General features: G+C 69.0%; 28 protein-coding genes. 18 read left to right on the top strand and 10 right to left on the bottom strand.

The features are described 5' to 3' along the window. Window positions 1–2: 2 nt before the first annotated feature. Window positions 3–1,367 (bottom strand): trypsin-like peptidase domain-containing protein, encoded by a 1,365-nt coding sequence (locus tag A5692_RS12785; RefSeq protein ID WP_231984313.1) that lies wholly within the window; start codon window positions 1,365–1,367, stop codon window positions 3–5. A gap of 468 nt (window positions 1,368–1,835) precedes the next feature. Between A5692_RS12785 and A5692_RS12780 the strand changes: the two genes are divergently transcribed. The 6 genes from A5692_RS12780 (at window position 1,836) to A5692_RS12755 (ending at window position 7,123) form a co-directional block, all read left to right on the top strand. Then, a complete protein-coding gene (locus tag A5692_RS12780; protein WP_068056484.1) occupies window positions 1,836–2,321 on the top strand; it encodes a flavodoxin family protein in 486 nt (161 codons plus the stop codon). Between the two features lie 152 nt (window positions 2,322–2,473). Then, window positions 2,474–3,304, top strand: coding sequence for a slipin family protein (locus A5692_RS12775; RefSeq protein ID WP_068056508.1), 831 nt, complete (start codon window positions 2,474–2,476; stop codon window positions 3,302–3,304). Between the two features lie 68 nt (window positions 3,305–3,372). Beyond that, on the top strand, window positions 3,373–4,173 hold the full coding sequence (locus A5692_RS12770) for an HPF/RaiA family ribosome-associated protein (protein ID WP_068056482.1): 801 nt from the start codon (window positions 3,373–3,375) through the stop codon (window positions 4,171–4,173). A 93-nt stretch (window positions 4,174–4,266) separates the two neighbouring features. After that, entirely contained in the window at window positions 4,267–4,911 is a 645-nt protein-coding gene (locus tag A5692_RS12765) for a hypothetical protein (protein WP_068056480.1), read from the top strand. Between the two features lie 17 nt (window positions 4,912–4,928). Beyond that, complete coding sequence (locus tag A5692_RS12760) at window positions 4,929–5,720, top strand: universal stress protein (RefSeq protein WP_068056478.1); 792 nt, start codon at window positions 4,929–4,931, stop codon at window positions 5,718–5,720. After that, window positions 5,696–7,123 carry a bifunctional lysylphosphatidylglycerol flippase/synthetase MprF gene (locus tag A5692_RS12755; RefSeq protein ID WP_068056475.1) on the top strand — a complete coding sequence of 476 codons (1,428 nt, stop codon included), beginning with the start codon at window positions 5,696–5,698 and terminating at the stop codon, window positions 7,121–7,123. Before A5692_RS12760 ends, A5692_RS12755 begins: the two co-directional genes overlap by 25 nt. An 8-nt stretch (window positions 7,124–7,131) precedes the next feature. Here A5692_RS12755 and A5692_RS12750 read toward each other — a convergent pair whose 3' ends face one another. From A5692_RS12750 to acsA, 7 genes are all read right to left on the bottom strand, one after another. After that, window positions 7,132–7,548 (bottom strand): pyridoxamine 5'-phosphate oxidase family protein, encoded by a 417-nt coding sequence (locus A5692_RS12750; protein WP_068056473.1) that lies wholly within the window; start codon window positions 7,546–7,548, stop codon window positions 7,132–7,134. Between the two features lie 136 nt (window positions 7,549–7,684). Beyond that, window positions 7,685–8,677 (bottom strand): NAD(P)H nitroreductase, encoded by a 993-nt coding sequence (locus tag A5692_RS12745; RefSeq protein WP_304528608.1) that lies wholly within the window; start codon window positions 8,675–8,677, stop codon window positions 7,685–7,687. A 53-nt stretch (window positions 8,678–8,730) separates the two neighbouring features. Beyond that, complete coding sequence (locus A5692_RS12740; protein WP_068056471.1) at window positions 8,731–8,982, bottom strand: acyl carrier protein; 252 nt, start codon at window positions 8,980–8,982, stop codon at window positions 8,731–8,733. 6 nt (window positions 8,983–8,988) lie between these two features. Next, complete coding sequence (locus A5692_RS12735) at window positions 8,989–10,191, bottom strand: dihydrolipoamide acetyltransferase family protein (RefSeq protein ID WP_068056469.1); 1,203 nt, start codon at window positions 10,189–10,191, stop codon at window positions 8,989–8,991. Then, complete coding sequence (locus A5692_RS12730; RefSeq protein ID WP_068056467.1) at window positions 10,188–11,165, bottom strand: alpha-ketoacid dehydrogenase subunit beta; 978 nt, start codon at window positions 11,163–11,165, stop codon at window positions 10,188–10,190. Before A5692_RS12730 ends, A5692_RS12735 begins: the two co-directional genes overlap by 4 nt. Then, window positions 11,165–12,133, bottom strand: a complete 969-nt coding sequence (gene pdhA, locus A5692_RS12725) for a pyruvate dehydrogenase (acetyl-transferring) E1 component subunit alpha (RefSeq protein ID WP_068056466.1) — start codon at window positions 12,131–12,133, stop codon at window positions 11,165–11,167. Before pdhA ends, A5692_RS12730 begins: the two co-directional genes overlap by 1 nt. After that, window positions 12,130–13,929, bottom strand: a complete 1,800-nt coding sequence (gene acsA / locus A5692_RS12720) for an acetate--CoA ligase (RefSeq protein WP_068056463.1) — start codon at window positions 13,927–13,929, stop codon at window positions 12,130–12,132. The genes pdhA and acsA overlap by 4 nt, the downstream gene beginning before the upstream one ends. 194 nt (window positions 13,930–14,123) lie before the next feature. On the opposite strand from acsA, the gene A5692_RS12715 reads away from it, so the two are divergent. The 12 genes from A5692_RS12715 (at window position 14,124) to A5692_RS12660 (ending at window position 25,000) form a co-directional block, all read left to right on the top strand. Then, window positions 14,124–15,101, top strand: coding sequence for an NAD(P)H nitroreductase (locus A5692_RS12715; protein WP_068056461.1), 978 nt, complete (start codon window positions 14,124–14,126; stop codon window positions 15,099–15,101). Between the two features lie 48 nt (window positions 15,102–15,149). After that, window positions 15,150–15,419 (top strand): DUF1918 domain-containing protein, encoded by a 270-nt coding sequence (locus A5692_RS12710; RefSeq protein ID WP_068056459.1) that lies wholly within the window; start codon window positions 15,150–15,152, stop codon window positions 15,417–15,419. Between the two features lie 8 nt (window positions 15,420–15,427). Continuing rightward, entirely contained in the window at window positions 15,428–15,667 is a 240-nt protein-coding gene (locus tag A5692_RS12705; protein ID WP_068056457.1) for a hypothetical protein, read from the top strand. Window positions 15,668–15,732: 65 nt separating this feature from the next. Beyond that, entirely contained in the window at window positions 15,733–17,805 is a 2,073-nt protein-coding gene (locus A5692_RS12700; RefSeq protein WP_197514441.1) for an erythromycin esterase family protein, read from the top strand. Window positions 17,806–17,820: 15 nt separating this feature from the next. Then, window positions 17,821–18,825: a 1-phosphofructokinase family hexose kinase gene (locus A5692_RS12695; RefSeq protein WP_068056454.1), complete on the top strand. Its 1,005-nt coding sequence runs from the start codon at window positions 17,821–17,823 to the stop codon at window positions 18,823–18,825. Between the two features lie 71 nt (window positions 18,826–18,896). Continuing rightward, on the top strand, window positions 18,897–19,667 hold the full coding sequence (locus tag A5692_RS12690) for a universal stress protein (protein WP_068056504.1): 771 nt from the start codon (window positions 18,897–18,899) through the stop codon (window positions 19,665–19,667). Between the two features lie 35 nt (window positions 19,668–19,702). Beyond that, window positions 19,703–20,527 carry a universal stress protein gene (locus tag A5692_RS12685; protein ID WP_068056452.1) on the top strand — a complete coding sequence of 275 codons (825 nt, stop codon included), beginning with the start codon at window positions 19,703–19,705 and terminating at the stop codon, window positions 20,525–20,527. 58 nt (window positions 20,528–20,585) lie between these two features. Next, window positions 20,586–21,251: a response regulator transcription factor gene (locus tag A5692_RS12680; protein WP_068056450.1), complete on the top strand. Its 666-nt coding sequence runs from the start codon at window positions 20,586–20,588 to the stop codon at window positions 21,249–21,251. A 183-nt stretch (window positions 21,252–21,434) separates the two neighbouring features. Further along, on the top strand, window positions 21,435–23,081 hold the full coding sequence (locus tag A5692_RS12675; protein ID WP_197514443.1) for a GAF domain-containing sensor histidine kinase: 1,647 nt from the start codon (window positions 21,435–21,437) through the stop codon (window positions 23,079–23,081). A gap of 92 nt (window positions 23,082–23,173) precedes the next feature. Continuing rightward, entirely contained in the window at window positions 23,174–23,707 is a 534-nt protein-coding gene (locus A5692_RS12670; RefSeq protein WP_197514440.1) for a GNAT family N-acetyltransferase, read from the top strand. A gap of 11 nt (window positions 23,708–23,718) precedes the next feature. Continuing rightward, window positions 23,719–24,597, top strand: a complete 879-nt coding sequence (locus A5692_RS12665; RefSeq protein ID WP_068056444.1) for a universal stress protein — start codon at window positions 23,719–23,721, stop codon at window positions 24,595–24,597. 34 nt (window positions 24,598–24,631) lie between these two features. Next, entirely contained in the window at window positions 24,632–25,000 is a 369-nt protein-coding gene (locus tag A5692_RS12660; protein WP_068056443.1) for an STAS/SEC14 domain-containing protein, read from the top strand. A gap of 9 nt (window positions 25,001–25,009) precedes the next feature. Here A5692_RS12660 and A5692_RS12655 read toward each other — a convergent pair whose 3' ends face one another. Together A5692_RS12655 and A5692_RS12650 are read right to left on the bottom strand one after the other, a co-directional pair. Further along, window positions 25,010–25,825 carry a universal stress protein gene (locus tag A5692_RS12655; protein WP_068056441.1) on the bottom strand — a complete coding sequence of 272 codons (816 nt, stop codon included), beginning with the start codon at window positions 25,823–25,825 and terminating at the stop codon, window positions 25,010–25,012. Between the two features lie 122 nt (window positions 25,826–25,947). Then, window positions 25,948–26,740, bottom strand: a 793-nt coding sequence (locus tag A5692_RS12650) for a glycoside hydrolase family 65 protein (RefSeq protein WP_197514439.1), incomplete at its 5' end; no start/stop codon positions are given.

The raw sequence follows: 26,740 nt of genomic DNA, 5'->3' as shown, positions 1-26,740 counted from the left end.
GGTCAGGAGATGAGCCCGGTTCCCCGCGCCGCCGTGGGGAGGTCGATGTGTTTGCCGCAGTTCGGGCAGAACCGTTCGCTCGGATGGTGTTCGGCCCCACAATGAGCGCAGAAGTGGGGTTCCTCGGCGACCAGCTCGTGCCTGGGCATCAGCCGAAGGGGTTGGACGTCGGGTTCGGGCGGAATCCGGCGATGCGTCCTGAGTCCCAAGAAGGTCAGGCCGGCGCCCAGGCCCAGCACCGCCACGACGCTGACCACGAGGTACCACAACAGGTTTCGGCCGCTCAGCGAGGAGAAGTCGCCGTACTGCTGGCGCAGGTTGGCCGCGTTGGTCCGCAGGTCGTCAAGGCCGGGGTAGCCGGGCGACATCGCCAGCGTCTGGTCGAATTCGTTGATCGCAGCGGTGTAGCGACCCGCGTAGAAGTCGGCGAGCCCCTTGCGATAGGACCGGTCAGCGGGTCCGAGCATGGGCTTGACGCCCTTGCTCGCCAGTATCGCGGCCACGCCGTCGGCCGGCGCGATGAAATTGAACGGCTGCGTCTCGCCCGCGGGGGCGAAGCTGTTCAGTCCGAGCACCTTGCCGTTCAGCCCGATGGTCGGGCCGCCGCTCATGCCTTCGGTCATCGCGGCGTCGATCTCGTACGCGGGGTTCGATCCCGCGATGGATTTCTTGTTGACCTTGCCGCTCTTGTACGTCGGGTCGAGCGAAGCGCCGGTGACGGTTTGGGTGCTCTCGGGGAAGCCCACCGCGAGAACGGGCGTACCGATGGTGACGTCGGCGTCGACGTCGAGCTCGGACGACGGAAGGTTGCCCTTGGCCACCTTGAGGAGGGCGGCGTCGCCCTTCCCGAGCGGCCGGAAGTCGACGATGTTGGCGACCAACTTGTCGGCGAGTTTCGTTCCGCTGCCGGACATCAGCGTGATGCCCACGTGCGGGCCCTGGCCGGGCGTGTCGCCTTCCACCCGCGCGTTCTTCTGCAGCCACTCCATGGTGGTCGCTGGATCGCTGGATTCGGGCGCGTCCGGAAACTCGCTGCGGTATTCCTCGGCGGCGCGCTTGAGTATCAGTAGCGTGGCGCTCGCCGGGTCGACGCAATGACCCGCCGTCGCCACCCAGCCGTCGGGATTGACGACGAAAGCCGTGCAGTTCCAAGTGGCCAGGAAAGGCATGCTGGAACCTCGCCCGAACTGGGACAGGACCTCACCGCTGGGCAGCCGGACCAGGCCGTAACCTTCACCGGCGAGGTACATGATGGCCGGCCGAATCAAGGCCGCGGCCCGTTCCTCCGGCTTGGGTTGCGGACGCCCGCTGTCGGCGGCGGCCATGCCGGGCGCACCCGCCCACAGCATGAGGGCGGCCGCCGACAATGCGATCGTTCGACCTGGCCTCCGCCGGACCCGCGCACCCACCAGCTCTCCCGTCATGGCAGGGGCCGCAGCAGCGGTGCTCGAGTCGGACGGGCCGGGCGGCCCATCGACGACGGATGACGGTGCATGGCCTCGAGCAGCTCGGCGGCGTGACGTCGGGCCGAGATCCAAGCGGGATGCGACTCGAGGACGATCACTTGCGCGCCGCTAACGGACGCCACGGTATTGCGCTCCGCTGCGGGAGCTGTCACAGTCACATCCCCTATTCCAGCCGTTCGCCCGCCGAGTCGATAGGGACCGAAGTCCCGACCGCGAAGGACCTCCGTTTGTCCCCGTTCCCGGGTTTCACCTGCGGTGATGACACAAAGTGACCAAGGCCCCGGGCCGCGGTGCCTTTGCGCCCTTACCCCACCGGCGAATCCGCACGCAGCATGGGATTTCCGAGCCGCCGTCGCGAAGGAGTTGGCCATGAGGGCACTGATCGTCTGCGCTTCGAGATCCCACGGCAACACCCGCCTGGTCGCCGACCGGATGGCCGGGGTGCTGGAAGCCGAGGTCGTCACGCCCGAGTCCGTCGACCCCGGGACTGTCGGCGACTACGACCTGGTCGGTTTCGGCTCCGGGATCTACTACATGATGATGGATGCCAGGCTGCGCAGGCTCGTCCGCCGGCTGCCCGCCGCCGAACACCACACCGCGGCGTTCACCTTCTTCACCAGCGGCGCCCGCGAGGTTCCGCTGGTGGGCTACCACCGGCCGATCCGGGAGACGCTCGAACAGAAGGGCTTCGACGTGATCGGCTCCTTCTCCTGCCGGGGGTTCGACACGGTGGGGCCGTTCGGATTCATCGGCGGTATCAACAGGGGGCGGCCCAACGAGCAGGACCTCGACCGGGCCGCCGCGTTCGCCGCCCGTGTCCGTAAACGGGCCTCGGGCTCGCAGGCGGCTTCCTGACCATGGGCGTTCGGTCCCGCCGGACCCGAGCCAGGGCCTTTCGCCGGACGGGTTGGGACTTTCGGCCGCTGACCGGCGCACCGTCGCGGCCCTAGCGTCAGGGACAGCTGCACTGCCGGTGCGGCCGTGGACCGAATCGAGGGGTGGTCCTCATGACTCATATTGCTGCCACTGTGGTGATCGCCGCGGTGGTCGTGGCGGTATTGCTGGCCCTGGGCTCGATCAGGGTGGTGCAGGAATACCAGCGCGGTGTGCATTTCCGGCTCGGGCGGGTGATCGGCGTCCGCGAACCCGGGTTGCGGCTGATCATTCCGGTCATCGACCACCTGTGGCGGATTTCGATGCGCATCGTGACCATGCCGATCCAGTCGCAGGGCATCATCACCCGCGACAACGTGAGCGTCGACATCGCCGCGGTCGCCTACTTCCGCGTCGTCGATGCCCGCAAGGCCGTCGTCGTCATCGAAAACGTCAATGCCGCCATCGATCAGATCGCGCAGACGACCCTCCGCAACGTCGTCGGGCAGCATTCCCTCGACGAGGTGCTGGCCCAGACCGAGAAGATCAACGGCAGCATCCGCCAGATCCTCGACGCCACCACGGTGGAATGGGGCGTGGAGGTCACCCTGGTCGAGCTCAAGGACATCCAGCTACCGGACACCATGAAGCGCGCCATGGCGCGCGAGGCCGAGGCGGAGCGCGAGAAGCGGGCCAAAATCATTGCGGCGGAAGGGGAGGCGCGCGCGGCCGCGGCGCTCGGCGACGCCTCGGACACCATGATGCGACACCCGCTGGCCCTGCAGCTGCGCAACCTGCAGACGTTGATCGAACTGGGCGTCGAGAAGAACACCACCATCGTCTTCCCCGCTCCGCTGATGACCGCGATCGGAGAACTCACCGCCTTCCTGGCGCGTGAGACCGGCGCGGTCAAGAGCAGCGACCAACACGAGGACAACCTGGTGCGGGCGGCGGCGCTGCACTGAGAGCCGTTCGCGCTCCGGTGACCTTTGACCCTGCCCCGCAACCGGTTTAGTGACGTAGCACTGTAGCTATGCGCCACGGCACACCGTCACCACGAGACATCGACGTCCAGGTCGCCACCCGCGACGTGCTTCCCGCGGAAGCCGAATACGCCCGCAGCAAGGTCGGTGAGCTCACGCGCTACGCAAGCCGGCCGGTGCGGCACGCCCGCGTGAGGCTCACCAGGCATCGCGATCCGGCGGTGCAGCGCCCCGTCGTCGCGCAGGCCAACCTCGACGTCGACGGCCGGCCGGTGCGCGCCCAGGTCCAGGCCGACACGGCGCGGGAAGCGGTCGATCTCCTCGCGGCGCGGTTGCATCGCCGCCTGGAACGCACCGCTGCGCACCGGGAGGCACGCCGTGGCGAGCGACCGTCGGGCCCCGACGAATGGCGCCACGAATCCCAGCCGGCCCGCCGGCCGGGCTACTTCCCCCGGCCGGCGGGCGAGCGCCGCGTCATCCGGCGCAAGTCGTTCACGATGGCGCCCTGCACCCTCGACGACGCCGCCTACGAGATGGACCTGCTCGACTACGACTTCCACCTGTTCACGGAGAAAGGCACCGGCATCGCCGGTGTGCTGTATCGCGCCGGTCCCACGGGCTACCGCCTGGCGCTGGCGGCGCCGGCCCTGGCCGGCCAGGTGAGTGAGCATGCGCTGCCCGTGACGTTCAGCCGGCAACCCCTGCCGTGCCTCACCGAAGAGGGAGCCGCCGACCGGCTGGCCACGCTGGGGCTGCCGTTCCTGTTCTTCATCCACGCCGATTACGGCTGCGCCAGCGTGTTATACCTCCGCTACGACGGCCATTACGGCCTGATCACCCCGGCGGGCTAGGGGCGCTGAGCGCGGCCCGCAGAGCACATCGGCGCGCTCACCGGGGACCAAGGACTCTCGCAGGCGTGGCGGCGCTCCGCGCAGACTGTCGCCATGGCCAACACGACGAAGCGGATCGTCCAGACCACCGCGCTGCTCGCCGTCCTGTACTGCGCGCGCAGGTACTACCGCAACTGGGGCGCGACCAAGGCGGAGTCGCAGATGCGATTTCCCGGCGACAGCCTGGTGAGCGACCCGGCGGTCCAGACCACCGAGGCGACCGACGTCGACGCGTCCGCATCCGCGGTCTGGTCCCGGCTGCTGCAAATGGCCCAGGACAGGGGCGAACGCGACGACATCGACGGCTTCAGAAGCCCTGTCGGGCAAGGCGATACCGGGGGGCTCCGGGTGGGCGACGCGGTCCGCCTGGCCCCCGAAGGATGGCTGGGGTTGCCCGACGGGGTGACGCTACGCGTCGCGGAGATCGTGCCCGAAAAGTACGTCGTGCTCAACGCCATGCGATCCGAGCCCCACTGGAATGCGGTCTTGTCCTTTCACCTGCAGCCGCACTGGGAGGACCGGGTGCGACTGCTCGCGCGCACCCGAATCGCCTTGCGTTACCCGGGCGAGGTGTTCGTCCTGGAATTGGCCAGGCCGGTGATAGCGCTGGGGACGCGTGCGCTGCTGCTCGCGGTCAGACGCGGCGCGGAGCGTCTCGACCCGACACCGCCGGTCCGCTCCTCTGCCGCGACGAGTTGACGGGAACGGGTCGGACGATGAAATCCATCCTGGTCGGAATCGACGGTTCGTCGGCGGCGATCGCGGCTGCGCTGTGGGCTGTCGACGAGGCGCTCACCCGCGGCGTGCCGCTGCGTCTGGTCTCCGTTGTCAAGCCGACGCACGAGTCGCCGGACGACTACGAGCGCGACGTCGCGCATGCCGAGAAGTCGCTCCTACAAGCAAGGCTCGCGGTCGAGGCCACCGGCAAGCCGGTCGCGGTCGAAACGGACATGCCGCGTGGCCCCTCCGGTTCGGTGCTGGTGGAAGCGTCCACGGCGGCCGATATGATCTGCGTCGGGTGCGTGGGCATCGGCCGTTACGCGCGCTCCATCGTGGGTTCGACGGCGACGGAACTGGCCGAGAAGGCGCACTGCCCGGTCGCGGTCGTGCGGACCGGCTCCGATCATCCACCCCCGGAGGTCAATTGGATCGTGGTCCGGATGTCGGACGCGCCGGGCAACGACACCGTCGTGAATTATGCTGCGGCGGAGGCGAAACTGCGCCGAGCGCCCATTCTGGTCCTCGGTGGCCGTCCCGAGGAGCTCACCGAGCACGCCGACGGCGCATTCGAACGCCGGGTGGCGCAATGGCGGGACCACTTTCCTGAGGTGCGGGTCTACCCGATCACCACCAGGCAGGGCATAGCCCGCTACCTCAGCGCCAACGACGAAAGGGTCCAGCTCGCCGTCATCGGTGGCGACGAGGCGCGCCAGCTCGCGCAATTGGTCGGGCCGCAGGGGCATCCGCTCTTCCGTCACCCCGAATGCTCCGTGCTCGTCGTGCGCTAGCGAGCGCCGTGAAGATCAGTCCCGGAAGCCGCCGAACCGGCGGGGAACGGGTCCTGGTGGGTGCCGATGTCCCTGCGGCGCGTCGGCTCAGCGTGTTGCTGCTGCTGTGCGTCCTGGCGTGGCTGGTGGTGCTGGTCGCACGAGAACGTCTCGGCTACGAACGCGTCGCCCCGGGCCGGTTCGCCTGGTCGGTGGCCCTGCTGGGCGCGGCCGCCCTCATCGCCCGCGGTATCTTTCTCGGCCGGCCGGTGACCACGGCGCACGCGATGTATGCGGCCGCCATGGTGGGCGCCGGCCTGGGCGCGCATTTCCTGTCCTGGGCGGTGCTGGGCAATGTCTTGATCGCGGGCAGCGGGCTCGCCCTGATGCTGCCGACCACGGGCCGGCCGCAGCCGGAGCTGCTGAGCCAGGTGTGGGGGCTGGTCAACGCCACGCGGGGGGATCCGCTGGCGCCGTTCGCCATGCATTCGAGCAAGAGCTATCACCTCAACGCGGACGGGACCGCGGCGATCGCTTACCGCACGCGGCTCGGGTTCGCGGTGGTCAGCGGCGACCCGATCGGCGACGCGACGCAATTCGACGAGCTCGCAGCCGATTTCGTCCGGATGTGCCGCAGCCGGGGTTGGCAGATCATCGTGTTGGCGGCCGGCGAACCCCACCTTCGGTTGTGGCGCAGGGACACGGTGGGGCAGCCGATGCTTTCGGTGCCGATCGGCCGTGATGTCGTCGTCGATATCCGCCATTTCACCCTGAGGGGGCGCCGGTTTCGCAATCTGCGCCAGGCGGTGCAGCGCACGCACAACTGCGGAGTAACGACCGAGATCGTCGACGAACAAGGGCTCAGCGGTGCGATGCGGGCCGAGCTGACCGAGGTCCTGTACGCCGCTCACCGCGCGGCGCGCACCGAACGCGGGTTTTGCATGAACCTCGACGGCGCGCTGCAGGGCCGCTACCCGGGTGTCGACCTGGCCGTGGCGCGCGACCGCAGCGGGCGGGTGGTCGCGTTTCACCGCTACCTGACCGCCGGCGAGGGATCGGAAGTCAGCCTCGACGTGCCGTTTCGCCGCCCGGACGCCCCCAACGGTGTCGACGAGCGGCTCAGCGTCGACATGATCGCTCACGCGAAAGACGCAGGAGGGCAGCGTCTTTCGCTGGCATTCGCGGCGTTCCCGGAGATCTTCGAAGCCGGGCAACCCGGACCGCTACAGCGGATCGCGCTGTGGCTGATCCACTTGCTCGACCCGCTGATCCGCCTGGAGTCGCTGTACCGCTACCTCCGCAAGTTCCACGCGCTGTCGCAGCGGCGCTACGTGGTGCTGTGTGCCCACCACATCCCGGCCGCGTTGATGGTGCTGCTCTCGCTGGAGTTCGTCCCGCGCCCACGCCACGTGCGGCCCTGGTAGCGGCGGGATCAGTCCACCGGACCACCGAAGCGGAACCGGCGGCCCGTGACGATCTCGGGAATGATGCGCACGTAGTGCGACTTTTCCGAGGACGTCCAGGGCATGACCTGGGCGCGCTCGGCCTCCTCGATCTCCTCGTTGGTGTGAAGGGAGCGCGCGGTGCCCTTGATGATCACGCTCCATCCCTCGGCGACGTTGTGGTCGTCGACCTCGAACAGCACCTTGTTGTTGATCGCGGTGCTGACCAGCTTGGTGCCCTCCGCGGTGCGAAACAGCACAGTATGGCGCTGGACAACGTAATTGACCGGGAAGATCTCGGGTTGACCGCCGACGCTGGTGACCAGCCGGCCCAGCGTCACGCCCGCCAGTAGGTCCCAGCATTCGTTCACCGGCAGGATGGAAACCCCGTCGTCAATCAGTGGCATCGGTCATCCCCTTCATCGACAGCACGACACCCTCGATGGTATTGCGCCGGCCCACCGGGTGCGTCGGCCGAAAGTCCCGCGGGGCGGGGACCAAGGTTGTCTGGCCACCTGGCCGCACCATCGAGTCGCGGAAGGTCTAGCGGATCTGCAGCACATCGCCCAGTGGGCGTCGTGGCGTCGCCGCCGGGAGGTGTTCCATCGGCGGCGCTATCCCCACGCGGATCAGCACCTGAGGCTCGCCGCGCCCTCCGATGAGTTCGCGCACGATGTCGCGGCTCTCGTCCAGTTCGATCAGATGGGTGAGCGGACACGTCGCCATCCCGGCCACCGTGCATTCGAGCAACACCGTCGACAACACTTCGCCGCACCGCAACACGTCCGACCTGGTGTCCTGCGGGGTCGACAGCACAAGGATTCTGGCCCAATCCGCCTTGACCTCGCCGCGCCGGTCCGCGTGGCTCCTGATCGGGAAGCTGCGGGCCACGTCGACCCGCCAGCTCTCCTTGTCGGAGGCCAGCGCGCTCGGCGGCATCCCTTCGGCCAACGCGAAAGACGATGTCCACCAATCAAGTTCGGCGTGATAATAAGAGTCGTCGCGGCGGATCTCCTCGGTGAGTTGCGACGCCTGCGCCAGCAGCGGCCGCACATCCTCGCCGAGGACGTCCAGGGCGACCTCGGTGTCGTCGAAGCTGTCACGCAGCGTGGGTTCGAACAGGTCCCAATACGTCGGACGTCCCAACGGGAGCCGGTCGGTGCGCCGCTGCAGGATGGCCTCGGCCAGGCGAAGCCGGGCTTCGGTGACGCGCTCCGAGCGGCTGAACGTGATCGAGGCCAGTCGGTCGGGGTCACCCGGGTCGGGAAACCGCTCGACTTTCGGCTCCCAGCCCGCGGCCGACATGGCGACGCACAGGTGGTTCAGGACGGCGCCGCAGGACAGGATCACTTCGCGGCCGGACGAGTCGGTGGCCGCTATCGCCCGGCGCCGGTCGACGAAGAGGTGCAGGGCGTCGCCCTCGATCACCCAGCGCCAGGGCTGACTGTTGTGCACGGAGGGGGCACGGCACGCGAGCAGCACGGCCCGTTCGAGCACGTCGACGTCCGGTGTCTTGCCCTGCACAACAGCCATCATGCCAACCCCCTGTCGAACACGCCGAAAAACGCGGTGCGCGTGGCGCTTCGCGGTCAGACCGCCGACGTCTTCTTTTCCACGTAGCCGACCACGTCGGCCAGTGTGCGCAGCGTCGCGTAATCCGACTCGGGGATGTCGACATGAAATCGCTTGTGGATGCCGCGCAGGAAGCTCAGCCAGTCCATGGAATCCAGGTCGACCTGGTCGCGCAGCAGGAGATCGTCGCGAATGTCGTCCGGGTCGACTTCTGGGGCGATGGTGGTCAGCACCGACAGCACCACGGCGCGAGTGTCTTCATTGGTCATTGCACATCACTTTTCTAGGAGGTCGGGCTGCTGGAGCAGCTCGTTGATCGCGGAAAGGAACAGCGCACCCCGGTGTCCGTCGCTGGCGCGGTGGTCGGCGGCGAGCGTGGCCTGAACCGTGGTGACGACCCGGATCCCGCCGTCGATGACACACACCCGCTCGGCCGGCTGGCCGAAACCGACGATCGCCACCTGCGGCGGGTAGATGACACCGAAGACGGCGTCGACCCCCTGGTCGCCGAGGTTGGTGACCGTGATGGTCGGGTCCGACATCTCCGAACTCCGCAGCGAGAACGACCGGGCCCGCCCGACCAGGTCGGTGAGGTCGTCCATCAATTCGTCCAGCTTCTTCTCCGGGACGTCGTGGATGGCGGGCGCGACCAGCCCGCCGCCGCGCAGCGAGATGCCGACGCCGACATGAACGCCATTGGCCGGCTCGAAACCGTCTTCGCGCCAGAACCCGTTGAACTCGCCGAACCGCTGCGCGGCGACGCCGACGGCCTTCAGGAGCAGGACGGCCGGCAGCACCCGTTCGTCGATGGACCGCTGCGCGTTTCTCGCCGTCAGCCAGGACAGCGCCTTTTCCAGCATGATCTCTTCGGCGAGGTAGTAGTGCGGGATCTCCCGCTTGGACCGGCTCATCGCCGCGGCGATCGACTTTCGCATCTGCGTCGCGCGGTCGGCCGCGGTCGGCTTGCCCGTCGGCTGGGTGACCGGTTTGGCCGGCTTGGCCGCGGCCGCGTGCTCGACGTCGTCGATGGTGACGGCGCCCTGCGGTCCGGTGCCGCTTACCGCCTCGATGTCGACGCCCAGCGACGTCGCCAACCGGCGCGCGGCCGGCGACACCCAGCGGCGCCGCCCGGGCGCGGCCGGGGGAGCGCTGGGGGCCGGCGCCGGCTTGGGCGGTGCGGTCGCCGGCGTGGCGGCGGCCTTCGTCGACGGGCGCGGCCGGGGCCGCTTCTCCGCCTGCTCGCCGGGTGCGGTCAGCGTGGCCAATGTCGTTCCCACCTGGACGGTTTCGCCGACCGGTACGACGAGCTCGTTGACGATGCCCTCCTGCCAGCATTCGACCTCGACCGCGGCCTTGGTGGTCTCGACGATCGCCACGACCTGGCCCCGGGTCACCTTGTCCCCGGGCTTGACCAGCCACTCGTTGAGGGTGCCTTCGTCCATGTCTGACCCGAGCGAGGGCATCTTGAATTCGATCACGACTGCTCTCCGAACAGGCCTTGCACGGCGGCCACGATCTTGGCGGCCTGGGGCAGGGCGGCCTCTTCGAGGTGCTTGGCGTAGGGCATGGGCACCTCGGTGCTGCACACCCGGGCCACCGGCGCGTCGAGGTCGTAGAACGCGCCCTCCATCACGCGTGCGGTGACCTCCGCGGCCAGGCTGCCGGTGCGCCACGCCTCGTCGATGACCACCGCGCGGTGGGTCTTGCGGACGGATTCGAAGATGGTGGCGTCGTCGAGGGGGCGCAGCACGCGCAGATCGATGACCTCGCAGTCGATTCCGGCCAGCGAGAGCTCGTTGGCGGCGTCGAGCGTCTTGGGCAGGCTGCCGCCGTAGGTGATCAGCGTGACGTCGCCGCCGCTGCGGCGGACCGCCGCCCGGGAGATGTCCGTGGGGGTGAGAACGTCGACGTCCGTCGAGGTGTTGTAGAGCTGGACGTGTTCGAAGATCACCACCGGGTCCGGGTCGGCCAGGGCCGGACCGAGCATGCCGTACGCGTCCTCGACGGTGGCCGGGGCGAGAACCTTGATGCCGGGGATGTGGGCGTACCACGGCTCCAGGCTGTGCGAGTGCTGGGCGGCCAGCTGGCGCCCGGCGCCCGTCGCCATCCGCACGACGATCGGCACCGAGAATTGCCCGCCGGACATATGACGAAGGGCCGCAGCGGTGTTGACGATTTGATCGAGCGCCAACAGGGAAAAGTTCACCGTCATGACTTCCACAATCGGTCGCAACCCGTTCAGCGCCGCGCCGATCCCGATGCCGACGAAGCCCAACTCCGAGAGCGGCGTGTCCCGCACGCGGTCGGGGCCGAATTCCTCCAGCAGGCCCTTGGATGCGGCGTAGGTTCCCCCGTAGCGGCCGACGTCCTCGCCCATCAGCACTACCCGCGCGTCGTCGCGCAGGGCGTCGCGCAGAGCATCGTGAACGGCTGTCCGGTAGCTGGTCTTCATCACACCGCCTCTTCCGTCAGCACATCGCGTTCCAGATCGGCCACGTCCTCCCACGTTCCGGCTTCGGCGAAGGCCACCGCCTCCTCGATCTCGGTGGTGGCCGCGTCCTCGATCTCCCGCACGTCGGCGTCGGACAGCGTGCCGTCGCCCAGGCACTTCTCGGTGAACGCCTGGATCGGATCGCGCTCCCGCCACCGCTCGACCTCGGCCTTGTCCCGATACAGTTCGGGGTCGAACATCGAATGCGCGCGGAACCGGTAGGTGCGGAATTCGATGAAGAACGGACCGCCGGTGTCGCGGACGTGGTCGACGCCCTGCTGCGCGGCGGCATGGCAGGCCTCGACATCCATGCCGTCGACGGCCAGGGTGGGAACGCGGTAGGCGGCCGCCTTGACGGTGAGATCGGTCTGCGACTGGGCCCGGTCCAGCGCGGTGCCCATCGCGTAAAGGTTGTTCTCGCAACAGAACAGCACCGGTAGGTTCCACAGCGCCGCCATGTTCAACGACTCGTGGAACGCGCCCTCGGCCACCGCGCCGTCGCCGAAGTAGCAGGCGGTCACCCGCTTCTGCTGCAGTTGGGCGTCGGCCAGCGCGATGCCCACCGCGAGCGGCAAGCCGCCGGCCACGATCGCGTTACCGCCGTAGAAGCGCTTGGCCGCGTCGAACAGGTGCATCGAACCGCCGCGGCCGCGCGAGCAGCCCTCCTGCTTGCCGAACATCTCGGCCATGATCGAGGGCATCGGGATGCCGCGCAGCAGCGCGTGCGCGTGCTCGCGGTAGGTGGCGACCACCGCGTCGTCGTCGGCGAGCGCGCGCAGCGACCCGGCGGCCACCGCCTCCTCGCCGACGTAGAGGTGCAGGAATCCGCGAATCTTGGCCGCGCTGTAGAGTTCCGCGCACTTCTCCTCCATGCGCCGCACGCGGATCATGTCGGACAGAAGTTCGTGGGCCAGTTTGGTATCGGTCATGACGGCACTCCCTGTGCTCGGCCGGCGGGTTGTCGCTCGATGGTGGAGGTGTCACCTTCGGGTAGCCCGAGTTCGCGGGCCTTCAGCAGCCGCCGCATGATCTTGCCGCTGCTCGTGTGCGGCAACGAGTCGACGAACTCGATCTCCTTGGGAGCCACTGTGGCCCCCAGCCGTTTGCGGGCGTGGCCCAGCAGCTCCAGCCGCAGGTCTTCGTCGGCCACCACGCCGTTCTTCAGCGTGACAAAGGCTTTCACCATTTCGCCGACCGTCGGGTCGGGTATGCCGATGACGGCGGCCTCGGCGACCGCGGGGTGGTCGGTCAGGGCGCTCTCCACCTCGAACGGACCGATCAGATGTCCCGCGGACTTGATCACGTCGTCTTTGCGCCCGACGAACCAGAAATAGCCGTCGGCATCCTTTTTCGCCAGATCCCCGCTCAGATACAGCCCGTCGGCAAACGAGTTCCGGTAGCGCTCCTCGGCGTTCAGGTAGCCGCGGAACATCGACGGCCAGCCCGGCCTGAGCGCGAGCTCGCCCTCGACGCCCGGCTCGTCGATCACCTCGACGGGACCGTCGTCGTCGCGCCGCGCGATGAAGGCGTCCACGCCGGGGAGCGGCCGGCCCATGGAACCGGGCTTGATGTCGAACGCGGGCGTGTTGGCGATCATGATGCCGCCGGTCTCGGTCTGCCACCAGTTGTCGTGAATCGGCAAGCCCAGCACCCGCTTTCCCCACCAGACCGCTTCCGGGTTGAGCGGTTCGCCCACGCTGGCGATGAAGCGCAGCCGCGGAAATTGGTATTGCGCGGGCAGTTCCGGTCCGGCCTTGATCAGCATCCGGATGGCGGTCGGCGCGGTGTACCACACCGACACCGCCTGGTCCTGCAGGATGCGGTACCAGCGTTCGGCGTCGAATTCCGCTTCGTCGACGATGGAGGTGACCCCGTGCAGCAGCGGGCTGATGATGCCGTACGACGTGCCCGTCACCCAGCCCGGATCGGCTGTGCACCAATAGGTGTCGTCGGGATGAAGGTCGAGCGCGTACAGGCCGGTGACGTAGTGCATCGCGACGGCGCCGTGCACGTGGATGGCGCCCTTGGGTGTGCCCGTGGTTCCGCTGGTGAAGTGCAGCAGCGACGGGTCGTCGGCGGTGGTGGGCGCGATCGGTGAGTTCTCGTCGGCCGCGTCCAGCCACTGCCGGAAGTCGAGCGTGCCGGCCGGGGCGCCGTCGGCCTGGCCGTCGTCGACGACGAAGATGTGCCGCACCGACGGCAGCCGATCACGGATCTTGGCGACCTTGCGCTGGTAGATCGCCCTGGTGGTCACCAGAACGTCGGCCTGCCCGATGTTGACGCGGGTGACGATCGGCTCGGGTCCGAACGCCGAGAACAAGGGCGAGACGACGCTTCCGTTGCGCAGCGCGCCCAGCATCGCGATGTAGAGCTCGGGGCTGCGGCCCATGAGCGTGAACACGCGATCGCCCTTGTTGACGCCCAGCGAGCGCAGTGCGCCGGAGAACCGCCTGGACAGCTGGCCGAGTTCGGAGTAGGTGAGGTCCTGGGTGGTGATCGCGCCGTCCCAGGGCCGGTCGGTGACGAACCGCAGGGCGGTGCGCGTCGCGGCCGGGCCGTCGGCGTGCCGGTCCAGGGCTGCGTAGGCGATGTTGCACAGGCCCGGACCCATGCCCTCGCAGAGGTCCGGTACATCGGACCAGTGGAACCGGGCGCGCTCGTGCTCGTAGTCGGTCAGGTTGGGCCGAACACGAGAGTCGGCGGCCGTTTTGTGGATGACGTCCATTACAGGTCCTCGGTTAGCGTGGTCGACTTCATCGTTTGCCGCGCGGCCACGCCGCAATAGAGACCAAGGTCATTAGTGGTCCTCAGTCGCGCCGGGCCCGCGGGCCCAATGACCCGACCCTGGGGACCAAGGACCCTGGTGCGTGCTGCCCGGATGCCAGAGGGTCCAAGGTAAGACAGGAGAGGCGACGACGAATGACCCCAACGATGGTCGACAGCAAAGTGCTCACCAGGGCGGTGGAGCTTGCGTGCCGGGCACCTTCGCTACACAACAGCCAGCCGTGGCGATGGATTGCCGGCGGCCCGACCGTCGACCTGTTTGCCGACCCGGACCGCATGGTGTCGTCGGCCGACAGCTCCGGCCGCGAGTCGATCATCAGCTGCGGTGCGGTGCTCGACCACTTCCGGGTCGCGATGGCCGCCGAGGGGTGGGACACCGCGGTCGACGAGTTTCCCAATCCCAACAACCTCGATCACCTGGCGGCGATCGACTTCGTCTCCGCCGACTACGTCGCGGTCGCCCGGCGAGACCGCGCCGCGGCGATCGTGCGACGCAGGACCGACCGGCGCCCGTTCGGTCGCCCCAAGGGCTGGGCATCGTTCGAGCCGGTGTTGCGCAGCGCCTTCGACGCCGGCCTGGCCCGTCTCGACGTGCTGCCCGGCGACGCGCGGCCGCGGCTGGTCGAGGCCGCCCGCCTGAACGAGGCGTTGCGCCGCTACGACGACGTCTATCAGCACGAATTGCGTTGGTGGACCGCACCTGGCAGGCACGACGACGGCATCCCCGAAGCGCTGGTGAACCAGACTCGCGCCGTCGACGTGAACCGGAAGTTTCCCGTCGACGAGCACGCCCGGGCGAGTTCGGGGGGTCCGCCGGATGAAGCGGAGGTGCTCGTCCTGTCCACGCCCGGCGACGCCCGCGCGGACGCGTTCCGGTGCGGTCAGGCACTCTCGGCGATCCTGCTGGAGTGCACCATGGCCGGGTTCGCGACCTGCACCGTGACACACGTGACGGAGCTGCGACCCAGCCGCGACTTGATTTCCGCGCTCATACCCGACGCCGAAGCGGTACCCCAGGTGTTGATCCGGGTCGGCACCGCGCTCCCGGGCCGGGGCGCCCCGGAGCCGACACCGCGGCGGCGGATAGGCGACGTCCTGCAGATGCGCCGATAGAACGAGTCCGGTTGCACCCCAGCCTGTTTTGAAGGGAGACGACGACAAATGAACGCCGACACGGGGGACTGGCTCGTCATCAAGAGCGGCACGATCGGCCGCCCGGATCTGCGGGGACTGATCACCTCGGTGGGTTCACCCGACGGCGGACCGCCCTACCGGGTCCGGTGGCTGGCCACCGGCGAGGAGGCGATCGTGTTCCCGGGACCCGACGCGATCGTCGTCACGGCCGCGGAGCAGAGGGCGGCCGACGAGCGGGCGCTGTCCCGGCTGACCGCGATACAGGCCACCATCAGGGACCGGGTCCGAGGCGCGTAGGAAGCCAAATGCCTTCCACCACAGACGGATGCCCGTCGTTGACCGATGCCGACGTCGATGAGCTCGCGTACGAGTTCCTGCACTCGCCCTACGCCGGCGACACCTACGTCGACTGGCGCCTGGACCAGCGTCTCGACGGCTTTCTCCGGCACCGCGGATTGGTCCGCCTGGTGGAAGACGGCGACGCCTACGGGCTCATCCTCAACCGGGTCATGGCCTACATCGGCGAGCTGCGCCGAAAACGCTGAGCCGACGAACGACCCGCCAGCCCGGGACTTCGGTCCCTACCGCCGATCACGCGTGTGCTGGTCGGATGGACTGGTCAACGGTCAAGAAGGGGTGCGTGATGACCAGAGCAGCTGACGCCACCCGGCGCTCGCCGAGGCGTGTGTTCCGCGATCGCGGCGAGGCCGGCCGGGTGCTGGCGAACCTCCTCGGCGCCTACCGCGATCGGCCCGACGTGATCGTGCTGGGGCTGGCGCGGGGCGGCATACCCGTCGCCTGGGAGGTGGCGGCGGCGCTGCATGCGCCGCTGGACGCCTTCGTCGTGCGCAAGCTCGGCGCTCCCGGCCACGAGGAGTTCGCCGTGGGCGCATTGGCGAGCGGGGGCCGCGTCGTGGTCAACGACGACGTCGTGCGGGGTCTGCGCATCACCCCGCAGGAATTGCGCGCCGTCGCCGAACGCGAAGGCCGGGAACTGATCCGGCGCGAGGCCGCGTATCGCGACGGCCGTCCGCCCGTGGACGTCGCCGGCAAGACGGTCATCCTCGTCGACGACGGCCTGGCCACCGGCGCGAGCATGTCCGCGGCCGTGCAGGCGCTGCGCGAAGCCGAGCCCGCGCACATCGTCGTCGCCGTGCCGGCGGCGCCGGAGTCGACCTGCCGGGAATTCGCCGGACTGGTCGACGATGTCGTGTGCGCGAGCATGCCCACCCCGTTCCTGGCCGTCGGCGAGTCGTTCTGGGATTTCCGTCAGGTCAGCGACGACGAGGTTCGTCGGCTGCTCGCGACCCCGACCACCGGGGTCTCGGCACGCGCCGCGGCGCGCACGCCCGCCGAGCTGATCGGCCGCGCGGCCGTCGGCGCGCCCCGGGGCGTCCCGCCGCGCGAGACGCTCGAGGAGCTGATCGGGGATGCGCGGATCGTGCTGATCGGCGAAAGCTCGCACGGCACACACGAGTTCTACGAGGCACGCGCGGAGATCACCAAGTGGCTGATCGAGGAGAAGGGCTTCTGCGCCGTCGCGGCGGAGGCCGACTGGCCCGACGCGTACCGGGTGAATCGTTACGTCCGCGGCATCGGCGACGACACCAGCGCCGACGGGGCGCTGAGCGGGTTCGAGCGCTTTCCCGCCTGGATGTGGCGCAACACCGTCGTGCGGGACTTTGTCGAGTGGCTGCGCACCCGGAACCGGCTGCACCAGAACAACGGTCAGCGCCAGGCCGGCTTCTACGGCCTGGACCTGTACAGCCTGCACCGGTCGATGCACGAGGTGATCAGCTACCTGGACAAGATCGACCCCAAGGCGGCGGCACGGGCGCGGGAACGTTACGGGTGCTTCGACCACGCGTCGGCGGACGACGGCCAGGCCTACGGGTTCTCGGCGGCGTTCGGCGCCGGACCGTCGTGTGAGAAGGAAGCGATCGATCAGCTGGTCGACATCCAGCGCAACGCATTGGCCTATGCCCGCCGGGACGGCCTGCTCGCCGAGGACGAGCTGTTCTATGCCCACCAGAACGCCCAGACGGTGCACAACGCGGAGGTGTACTACCGGGCGATGTTCAGCGGGCGGGTCACCTCCTGGAACCTGCGGGACAAGCACATGGCGCAGACGCTCGAAGCGCTGCTGAAGCATCTGGACCGCCACGGGGATATCCCGTCGGCGCGAATTGTGGTGTGGGCGCACAACTCTCATGTCGGGGATGCGCGCGCCACCGAGGTGTGGTCCGACGGTCAACTCACCCTGGGGCAGCTGGTCCGGCAGCGGCACGGCGACGAATCGCGCCTGATCGGCTTCAGCACCTACTGGGGCACGGTCACCGCCGCCAGCGACTGGGGTGGCATCGCCGAACGCAAGGTCGTCCGCCCGGCACTCAACGGAAGCATCGAAGAACTCCTGCACGAGACGGGCCGCGGCGAGTTCCTGGTGTCGCCGCACGTCGGCTCGGGCGCCGCGGAGCCGCTGAGCGCGGTCCGGTTGGGGCGCGCCATCGGCGTGATCTACCGGCCCGAGACCGAGCGGCAGAGCCACTACTTCCACGTCCGGCCGGCCGACCAGTTCGACGCGATGATTCACATCGACAGGACCCGGGCGCTGGAACCGCTCGAGGTCACCAGCGTGTGGGTGGCCGGCGAAACGCCGGAAACCTACCCGAGCGGCCTGTAAGGGGCAGCGAGGGTAATGGAGATGGCTGCCGGGCGGGGTACGGGCGGCGCACAGATCGTGACGCTGACCATGAACCCGGCCCTCGACATCACCACCAGCGTGGGCGTCGTGCGGCCGACCGACAAATTGCGGTGTTCCGCGACCCGCTACGACCCGGGCGGAGGGGGCATCAACGTCGCCCGAGTCGCGCATGTCCTGGGCGCCTCGGTGCTGGCGGTGTTTCCCGCGGGCGGCTCGCACGGCGGTCTTTTGACGACTCTGCTCGGCGACGCCGAGGTTCCGTTCCGGCGGATTCCGATCGACGCACAGACACGGGAGAGCTTCACCGTCAACGAGACCAGCACCGGCCAGCAGTACCGGTTCGTCCTGCCGGGCCCGGAGCTGACGGTTGCCGAGCAGGAGCGCTGCCTCGACCTGCTGCGGATCGCGGCCGAATCGGCCGGATTCGTCGTGGCGAGCGGCAGCCTGCCGCCGGGTGTGCCCGCCGACTACTACCAGGGCGTCGCCGATACCTGCCAACAGCTGGGCGTGCCACTCATCCTGGACACGTCAGGCGGGGGCCTGCAGCACATCTCCTCGGGGGTGTTCCTGCTCAAGGCGAGCGTGCGGGAACTCAGGGAATGCGTCGGCCGCCGGCTCGCCACCGAGCCCGAGCAATTCGCCGCCGCCCACGAGCTGATCGACCGCGGCCGGGCGGAGGTGGTGGTGGTCTCCCTGGGTTCCTACGGTGCGCTGCTGGCCACCCGCCATACCAGCCAGCGATTTTCGGCGATCCCGATGCCAAGCGGGAGCGGCGTCGGTGCGGGCGACGCGATGGTTGCCGCAATCACGGTGGCGCTCAGTCGCGGATGGCCGCTGACGAAGTCCGTGCGGTTCGGCATCGCCGCGGGCACGGCGATGCTGATGACGCCGGGCACGGCGGTCTGCGAGCGCGCGGATGTGGAGAGGTTGTTCGACCTCGTCGGCGAAGCCTGCGACGTCAGCGACGTTGGGACGAAGGGCATCCGGGCTGAGGCCTAACGGCCCCTCCGCAGCGGCGACGGGTCGCAATACCCTGGGGGGCAGCGATGGAAATCACCTCGGGAGCCGACATGACGGAGCTGGACGCGAAGTCAGTGGTCGTGGGCATCAACGGCTCGCAAGCCGCGGTGAACGCCGCCCGGTGGGCGGTCGACGAGGCGGTGAGCCGGCAGCTGCCCCTTCGCCTCGTCTATGTCATCACCGGCCGGGAGGCGGCCCTCGGGGTGGTGTCCACTTCCGAGTGGGACCTCGAGCGCGCGGAAATGGCGCTGTCGCAGGCGGAGTGGGCCCTGCAGCGGGCGCCGAAGCCGGTCGAGGTGGAGACGGCGATGCTCGCGGGGGACCCGGCGCAGGTGCTGGTGGGCCAATCGCAGGACGCGGCGCTGGTGTGCGTCGGCACCGCCAGGCGGGGATGGGCCTCCGACGGGTTGTTGGGCCCCACCGCGGCGGGCCTGGTGGCGCACGCGCACTGCCCGGTGGCCGTCATCCGTACCAATCCCGACGGATCGCCGACGGAGCTCGGTGTGATCGCCGTGGTGCTCAACGACGACCCCGACAATGACGAGGTCGTGCACCAGGCCATGGAGGAAGGGCGGCGCAGACACGCCACGGTGCGCCAGATCGACCGCCGCCTGAACAGCTGGGTCCGCCGTTACCCCGATGTCCACGTCCAGACCGTAGCCGCGGGAACCGGCGCCAAGCACGGCGAAAAGCCAGGTGGCGCAATCGAACTGGCGGTGGTGGGCAGCGCCGATGCCGACGAGATGGTGGGCCTGGCCACGCCGAACTGCCATCCGATCGTCGGCTACCCCGACTGTTCGGTGCTTGTGGTCCGCCACTAGAAGAACTTCCGCCGCCAAAAGACCACCAAAAGACGATGTCCGAGTCAGCCAGGGCCCAGTCGATCGTCGCCGGTATCGATGGCTCCAAGGCGGCGATCCGCGCGGCCCTGTGGGCGGTCGACGAGGCGGTGAGCCGCGGCGTTCCGCTGCGCCTGCTGCACGCGGCCGAGCGCGAAGACGGTGCCGAGCACGCGGAGCTGGCGGTTCGGCAGGCGGTGACGGCGATCCGGGCGGCGGGCAAGCCGGTGCAGATCGAGACGGAGGTCGTCGCCGGACCCGCGGTGGGGTCGCTGATCCGCTCGTCCGCGTCGGCGGCCATGGTCTGCGTGGGTGCCGTGGGACTGCGTCACTTCCAACCGGGCCGGGTCGGCTCCACGGCCGCGGCCCTGGCCGTGTCGGCGCGCTGCCCGGTGGGGATCGTCCGCGGCCGGGACGGTCACCGCCCGCAACCCGGGGACAAAGCCGTCGTCGAGATCGACGCCCTGGCGGACCCGCACCTGCTCGATGCCGCAATCGACGAGGCACTTCTGCGCGGCGCCACCCTCGAGGCGGTCATCTCGCGACGGTCCGGCCCGGCGGAGCGCGGTGTGGGGCTCGGCGAGGCCGATCGCCGGGCGCTCGCCGACCTGGAGCGCCGGCTGGCCCGGTGGAAGCGGCGTCATCCGCAGCTGCGGGTCGAGCCGGTCGCCGTACACGTCGGCCTGCTGGAGTACCTGGCCGGCCCGCGTGGGCCGGTCGGCTTGGTGATCGTCGGCGCCCACAATCGTGCGCATGTGGCAGAACTCGTCGGGCCGGTCGGTAGTTCGGTGATGCAGGACGCCAACTGTTCGTTGTTGGTAGTCAATCGGCAACATTTGTGAGCCTGGACGATGATGAATATGTGATATTCAGGTCTTATGACCGTCGGAAGGGCTCGTAATGGTTAAGGTTTTCCTGGTCGACGACCATGAAGTCGTCCGGCGCGGCCTCGCCGACCTGCTGGCCTCCGACCCCGAGCTGGAAATCGTCGGTGAGGCGGGCTCCGTCTCCGAGGCCAAGGCGCGGATACCGGCGCTGCAACCCGACGTGGCCGTGCTTGACGTGCGGCTTCCGGACGGCAACGGCATCGAGCTGTGCCGTGACCTGGTGTCCGATCATCCCGATCTGCGTTGCCTGATGCTGACGTCGTTCACCTCCGACGAGGCGATGCTCGAGGCCATCCTGGCCGGCGCCAGCGGTTACGTCGTCAAAGACATCAAGGGCATGGAGCTGGCCCACGCCATCAAGGAGGTCGGCGCCGGAAAATCCCTGCTGGACAACCGGGCGGCGGCCGCGCTGATGGCGAAGCTGCGCGGTGCGGCCGAGCGCGAGGACCCGCTGTCCGGGCTCACCGAACAGGAGCGGACGCTGCTGGGCCTGCTCAGCGAGGGCCTGACCAACAGGCAGATCGCCGCGCGGATGTTCCTGGCCGAGAAGACGGTGAAGAACTACGTGTCGCGGCTGCTGGCCAAGCTCGGCATGGAGCGTCGCACCCAGGCCGCGGTTTTCGCGTCCAAGCTGGACCAACAGGGCCATTCCCAGCCACCGGCGGCGCCGCCCGAGTAGCGGCCAGCCGCGAAACGCGATGAACGACAGTTGTTCGCTTGGGCGCTTGACATGTAGCGATTAGGCTGATCTATGCCATCTGTAAACGCTCGCGCCTGAGGCATCGGGAGGTCTGTCGGGGTGACGACCGACGATAGCGGCTCGGCATTCGCCGGACTCGGCCAGCGAGGGCTGGTGACCAGGATGCACGAGCAACTCGACGAGTTGCTGGCTGCCCGCGACCAAATGGAGCAACTGCTGCGGGTCATCGTCGAGATCGGCGCGGGCCTCGACCTCGACGCCACCCTGCACCGGATCATCTCCGCGGCCAGGAGACTGACGTCCGCCCCCTACGGCGCCCTGGCCATCCGCGACCCCGAGGGCAACCTGCTCTCCTTCGTCCACGAGGGAATCGATGCCGAGACCGCGTCCCGGATCGGGCACCTGCCGGTGGGCAAGGGCCTGCTAAGCCTGTCGCTGCTGGACACGCCGGCGTTGCGGATGGACGACCTGACCACCCACCCGGCCGCCGTCGGATTCCCCGAGCACCACCCCCCGATGCGCGCCTTCCTGGCGGTGCCCATCACCATCCGTAGCACCGTGTTCGGCAACCTCTATCTCACCCACGTGGAGCCGGGCCGGGTCTTCTCCGACTCCGACGAGGTGGCCGCCCGCGCGCTGGCGTTCGCCGCCGCGGTCGCCATCGACAACGCGCAGGTGTTCGAACGCGAGCGGACGGCCGCCAAGTGGATGGAGGCCAGCCGCGAGATCACCACCGCGCTGTTGTCGAACGCCGAGCCGCACCGCCGGCCCCTGCAGTTGATCGCCGAACGGGCCCGGGCCCTGACCGATGCCGAGCAGGCGATCGTCCTGGTGCCCGGCGATCCCGACCTGCCCGACGACGAGGTCGACACGCTGTTGGTCTCGGCGGCGGTGGGGGTGCACGCCGCCGAGGTGGTCGGCCAACGGGTTCCGGTGGACGGTTCCACCAGCGGCGCCGTCTTCCGCTCCGGCGAACCGCTGATCACCGAGAGCCTGCGGTACCCGATCCAGGCCTTCACCGACGTCGGGCAGCGCCCGGCCATCCTCATGCCGCTGCGCGCCCACGACGAGGTGGTCGGCGTGATCGCCATCGCCCGCGGCAGCCACGAGCCGCCCTTCGACGAGAGCTACCTCGATCTGGTCAGCGATTTCGCCACTCACGCCGCGATGGCGCTGGTGCTCGCGTCGGCCCGGGACGACGCGCGCCAGGTGACCATCCTGGCCGAGCGCGAACGCATCGCGCACGACCTGCACGACCACGTCATCCAGCGGCTTTTCGCCGCCGGCATGGATTTGCAGGGAACGCTCGCCCGGGCGCGCTCCCCGGAGGTGTCCGAGCGGCTCAACCGCACGCTCGACGATCTCCAAACCATCATCGAGGAAATCCGCACGACGATCTTCCAGCTGAAATCCCCGCCGGGGAAGAACGACTTCCGGCAGCGCATCCAGCAGGTGGTCGCCGACCTGACCGAGGACCGGGACATCGTGACCACGCTGCGCATGCATGGGCCGATGACCGCCGTCGGCGGCGAGCTGGCCGACCACGCCGAGGCGGTGACCGCGGAGGCCGTCAGCAACGCGCTGCGCCATTCGGGCGCGTCGCGGCTGACCGTCGAGATCAGCGTCGCCGACATGTTCGTCCTCGACATCATCGACAACGGCTCCGGCATACCCGACGGCAACACGCGTCACAGCGGTCTGGCCAACATGAAGCGCCGCGCCGAACAACTGGGTGGTGCGTGCGAGATCACCCGGCCTCCCGAGGGCGGTACCCGGGTCCACTGGGTCGCGCCCCTCATCGACCGGTAGGGATCGTCCCGCCCCGCCACGGGACCAATGGGAGGGACCCGGGGGCCTAACGACCCTGCCCAACCGCGCCGCCCCGGATTAACCTCGGGCACGTGACTGATCGGCCGGTGGACGTCGCGGCTACGGCCCGGCTGCTCGACGGGCGCCTGGTGTCGCTGCGCCCCCTGGTGGCCACCGACGCCGCCGCCGTCCTGGCGCTGCATGAACACCTCTCCGACCACGACCGCTACTTCCGTTTCTTCACTTTGCAGCTGTTGCCGCTGCACGAGCTCGTCGCCAACCTCACCGAGCCCGCGGACGGCGTGTACGCCCTCGGCGCGTTCGATGCCGGCCGGCTGATCGGCGTGGCTCACTGCATCGTCGTCGACGACCCGGAGGTCGCCGAGGTCGCGATCGTGGTGGCGCACGAAGACCATGCGATGGGCGTGGGCACCGCCCTGCTCAAGCACCTGGCTCCCATCGCCCGAGCCCACGGAGTCGCACGGTTCATCGCGGACGTCCTCGGCGAGAATCACCTCATGCTCACGGTTTTCTTCGATCTCGGCTGGCCCTGCCGGCCGATCGATTACGGATCGATTCGCCACCTCGAGATCGAGCTACCGGAATTCGACGAGGCGCCGGCATAGAGGAGTTGAAGATGACGGGAAACGGCAAGAGGCACGGGGTGCTGGTGTGTGTCGACGGGTCGGCCGCATCCGACGCCGCCGTCGCCTGGGGGACCCGCGAGGCCGTGATGCGCGGCATGCCCATCACCCTGATGCACGCCGTCCCGCCGGTCGTGGTCGGATGGCCGGTGGGCCAGCTGTACGCGGACATGCCCGAGTGGCAGCAGGACGGCGCCCAGCAGGTCATCAACCGGGCCCGTGAGGCGCTCGGCGCCAGCCTGGGGGGCAGCGAACCACCCGAGATACGCACCCAGACCGTGTATTCGGCCATCGTCCCCGCACTGATCGAGGCCTCCGAAGACGCCTGGATGCTGGTCGCCGGGAGCCAGGGCCTCGGCGCGCTCGGGCGCCTGCTGCTCGGCTCGGTGACCACGGGGCTGGTGCACTACGCGCACTGTCCGGTGGCGGTCATCCACTCCGACGACGGCGCGGCCCCGGACTCCGGCGCGCCCGTGGTGCTGGGCATCGACGGATCCCCGGCGTCGGAAGCCGCGACCGCCCTGGCCTTCGACGAGGCGTCGCGCAGGGGGGTGGGGCTGGTGGCGGTGCACGTGTGGAGCGACGTGGGGGTGTTCCCCATCCTCGGCATGGACTGGCACGACCGCGAGAAGGAAGGGCAGGAGATCCTCGCCGAGCGCCTGGCCGGCTGGCAGGAACGCTATCCCGACGTGCATGTCGAGCGGAAACTGTTCTGCGACAAGCCATCCGAGTGGCTGCTGAAGGAATCCGAACACGCTCAACTGGTGGTGGTAGGCAGCCGCGGCCGGGGCGGCTTTCCCGGCATGCTGCTCGGCTCGGTGAGCTCCGCGGTGGCGCAGTCGGCCCGGATACCCGTGCTCGTCGTCCGTTGACCAAGACGGTCGATGGCGTTGAAGGAGGCTTCTGATGATCGAACTTCTGGAAGACATGCCGGAGAAGGTGATCGGCATTCGCGTGTCGGGCCGGCTACGCGGTGACGAGCTGCGCGACTTCAAGCCCGAGATCGACCGGGTGCTGCAGACCGGCGAGGTGAGGATCGTCGAGGTGATCGAATCCGATTACGAGGGCTTCGGGCCCGGTGGGTTCCTCGAGGATCTCAAGCTCGGCTTCGGCACCGTCCTGCCACATCATTCGGCGTTCAAGCGGATCGCGGTGGTCTCCGACAAGGACTGGGTCGCGACCGTCCTGCACGCGCTCGCGTGGATGGTGCCGGGCGAAATCGCCGTGTTCGGGCTCGGTGACCTCGATCGTGCCAAGGCGTGGGCGGCCGGATAGCCGGTCCGCTCAATCGCGCACCACCAGCACCGAACACCCCGCGTGGCCGTTCGGATGTGTGGTGATCGGGCCGACCATGCGGGCGACCTTGTCGGCGTCCTCGCCGCCCACCACCGCCAGTTGGACGGGTTCTGATGTGTGCGTGAGGAATTCGGCGGCACCGCGCCTCGCGGCGGCGGGCTGGACGTGCACCTCGCGGTGCTGCGATACCCAGGGGCCGAGCCGGTGATTGAGCTGGTGGTAAGGGATCTCGCCGAGGCCCCACCGCCAGACCCCCATCGCCAGGATAGGTGCTTCACGAAGACGTGCCTCGCGGAAGCCGTGCTCGAGCACCGCGTCGTTGGCGGCAGATTCGTCGACGGCCACGGCGACGTATCCGCCGTCGGGCTGCATGGCGTCGCGGTTGCTGCGGATGACGGCCACCGGACAGTGCGCCTTCTGCGCCACGGTGTCCGCGGTCGAGCCGAGGACCTTGCGGGCCACCCAGCCCGTCCCCACCGACCCCACGCAAACCATTGCGGCGTCGCGCGATTCGTCGAGCAGCGCGCTCTCCGAGGAGCCACGCACGATGTCGCATTCGACCTTGACCGGCTTACCCATGGCCTGCAGCGCCGCGTCGGCGGCGCGCAACGACTCCTGGGCGTATTGGATGTCCAGGCTGTCGTCGCCGGCGGTGTCCGTGCTCCGCTCGGGGATGGCGTGGATCAGCCGCAGCGGGATGTTGCGGCTAGCGGCCTCGGCGACGGCCCACTTGGCCGCGTTGATCGCGGCGTCCGAGCCGTCGATACCCACCACGATCCGCTGCGACGACTGCGGATTGCTCATCGAGTCCTCCTGTGTGACCTGCTATCGGGCCGTCAAACCCCGTCACCGCCCACGTTATTCCGGCGACGGCTCGATCCAGCAGGGTCGTTCGGCCCCGGTTCGCGGGCTTTGGTCACCGGGCCTCAGGCGACCTCGACCGTGTGCCCGGGCAGCAGGTGCTGCACCCGGCCGCGGCACTCGACCGCGATCGACGCGCTGTTGCCGGCCTCGGAGGTCAGGTCGGCCGCGCGTCCGCTGACCCGCAGGTGCAGCCGCTGGCCGCGATACACGAACGGGAACTCGATGGGGTCCAGCGCTTTCGGCCACTGCGGGCTCAGGATCAGCCGGTCGTCGCGGGTTTCCAGCCCGGTGAAGCAGCGTTGCAGCAGGTCGATGCTGCCGGCCATCGCGGCCAGGTGTATCCCTTCCGACGTGGTGCCGCCCTGAATGTCGACGACGTCGGAGGCGAGCACCTGCACGAAGTATTTCATGGCGTGGTGCCGGTTGGCGCGGGTGAGAACCCACGAATGGACGAGCGCGCTGAGCGTCGATCCGTCCGAGGTGCGCGCGAGGTAGTAATCCACGGTCTCCGGGATCCGCTCGGGCGCAACGCGATAGCCGAGCCTGCCGAACAGGGCCAGCAATTCGTCCGACGACAGCAGGTAGAACAGCATCAGCACGTCGGCCTGTTTGGATGCTTTGTAGTTGTTCACGCTGTCGTTCTCGGCCTCCAGGATGCGGTCGAGCCGCTGGATGTTGCCGTAGCGCCGCCGATAGCCCTCCCAGTCCAGCTCGGCCAATTGGGAATAGCCTTCGAACTGGCTGATGACGTTGTCGTGGAAGGGGACGTACATCCGGCGCGTCACGTGCTCCCAGCGGCCCAGCTCGTCGCTCTTGAGGTCGACCTTGCCGACCAGGTCGAGGCGGTCGCGCAGC

The organism is Mycobacterium sp. E342, assembly GCF_001667665.1.
Classification (GTDB): domain Bacteria; phylum Actinomycetota; class Actinomycetes; order Mycobacteriales; family Mycobacteriaceae; genus Mycobacterium.
The sequence above is the reverse complement of the archived record's forward strand: the minus strand, read 5'-3'. Positions and strand labels throughout refer to the sequence as shown.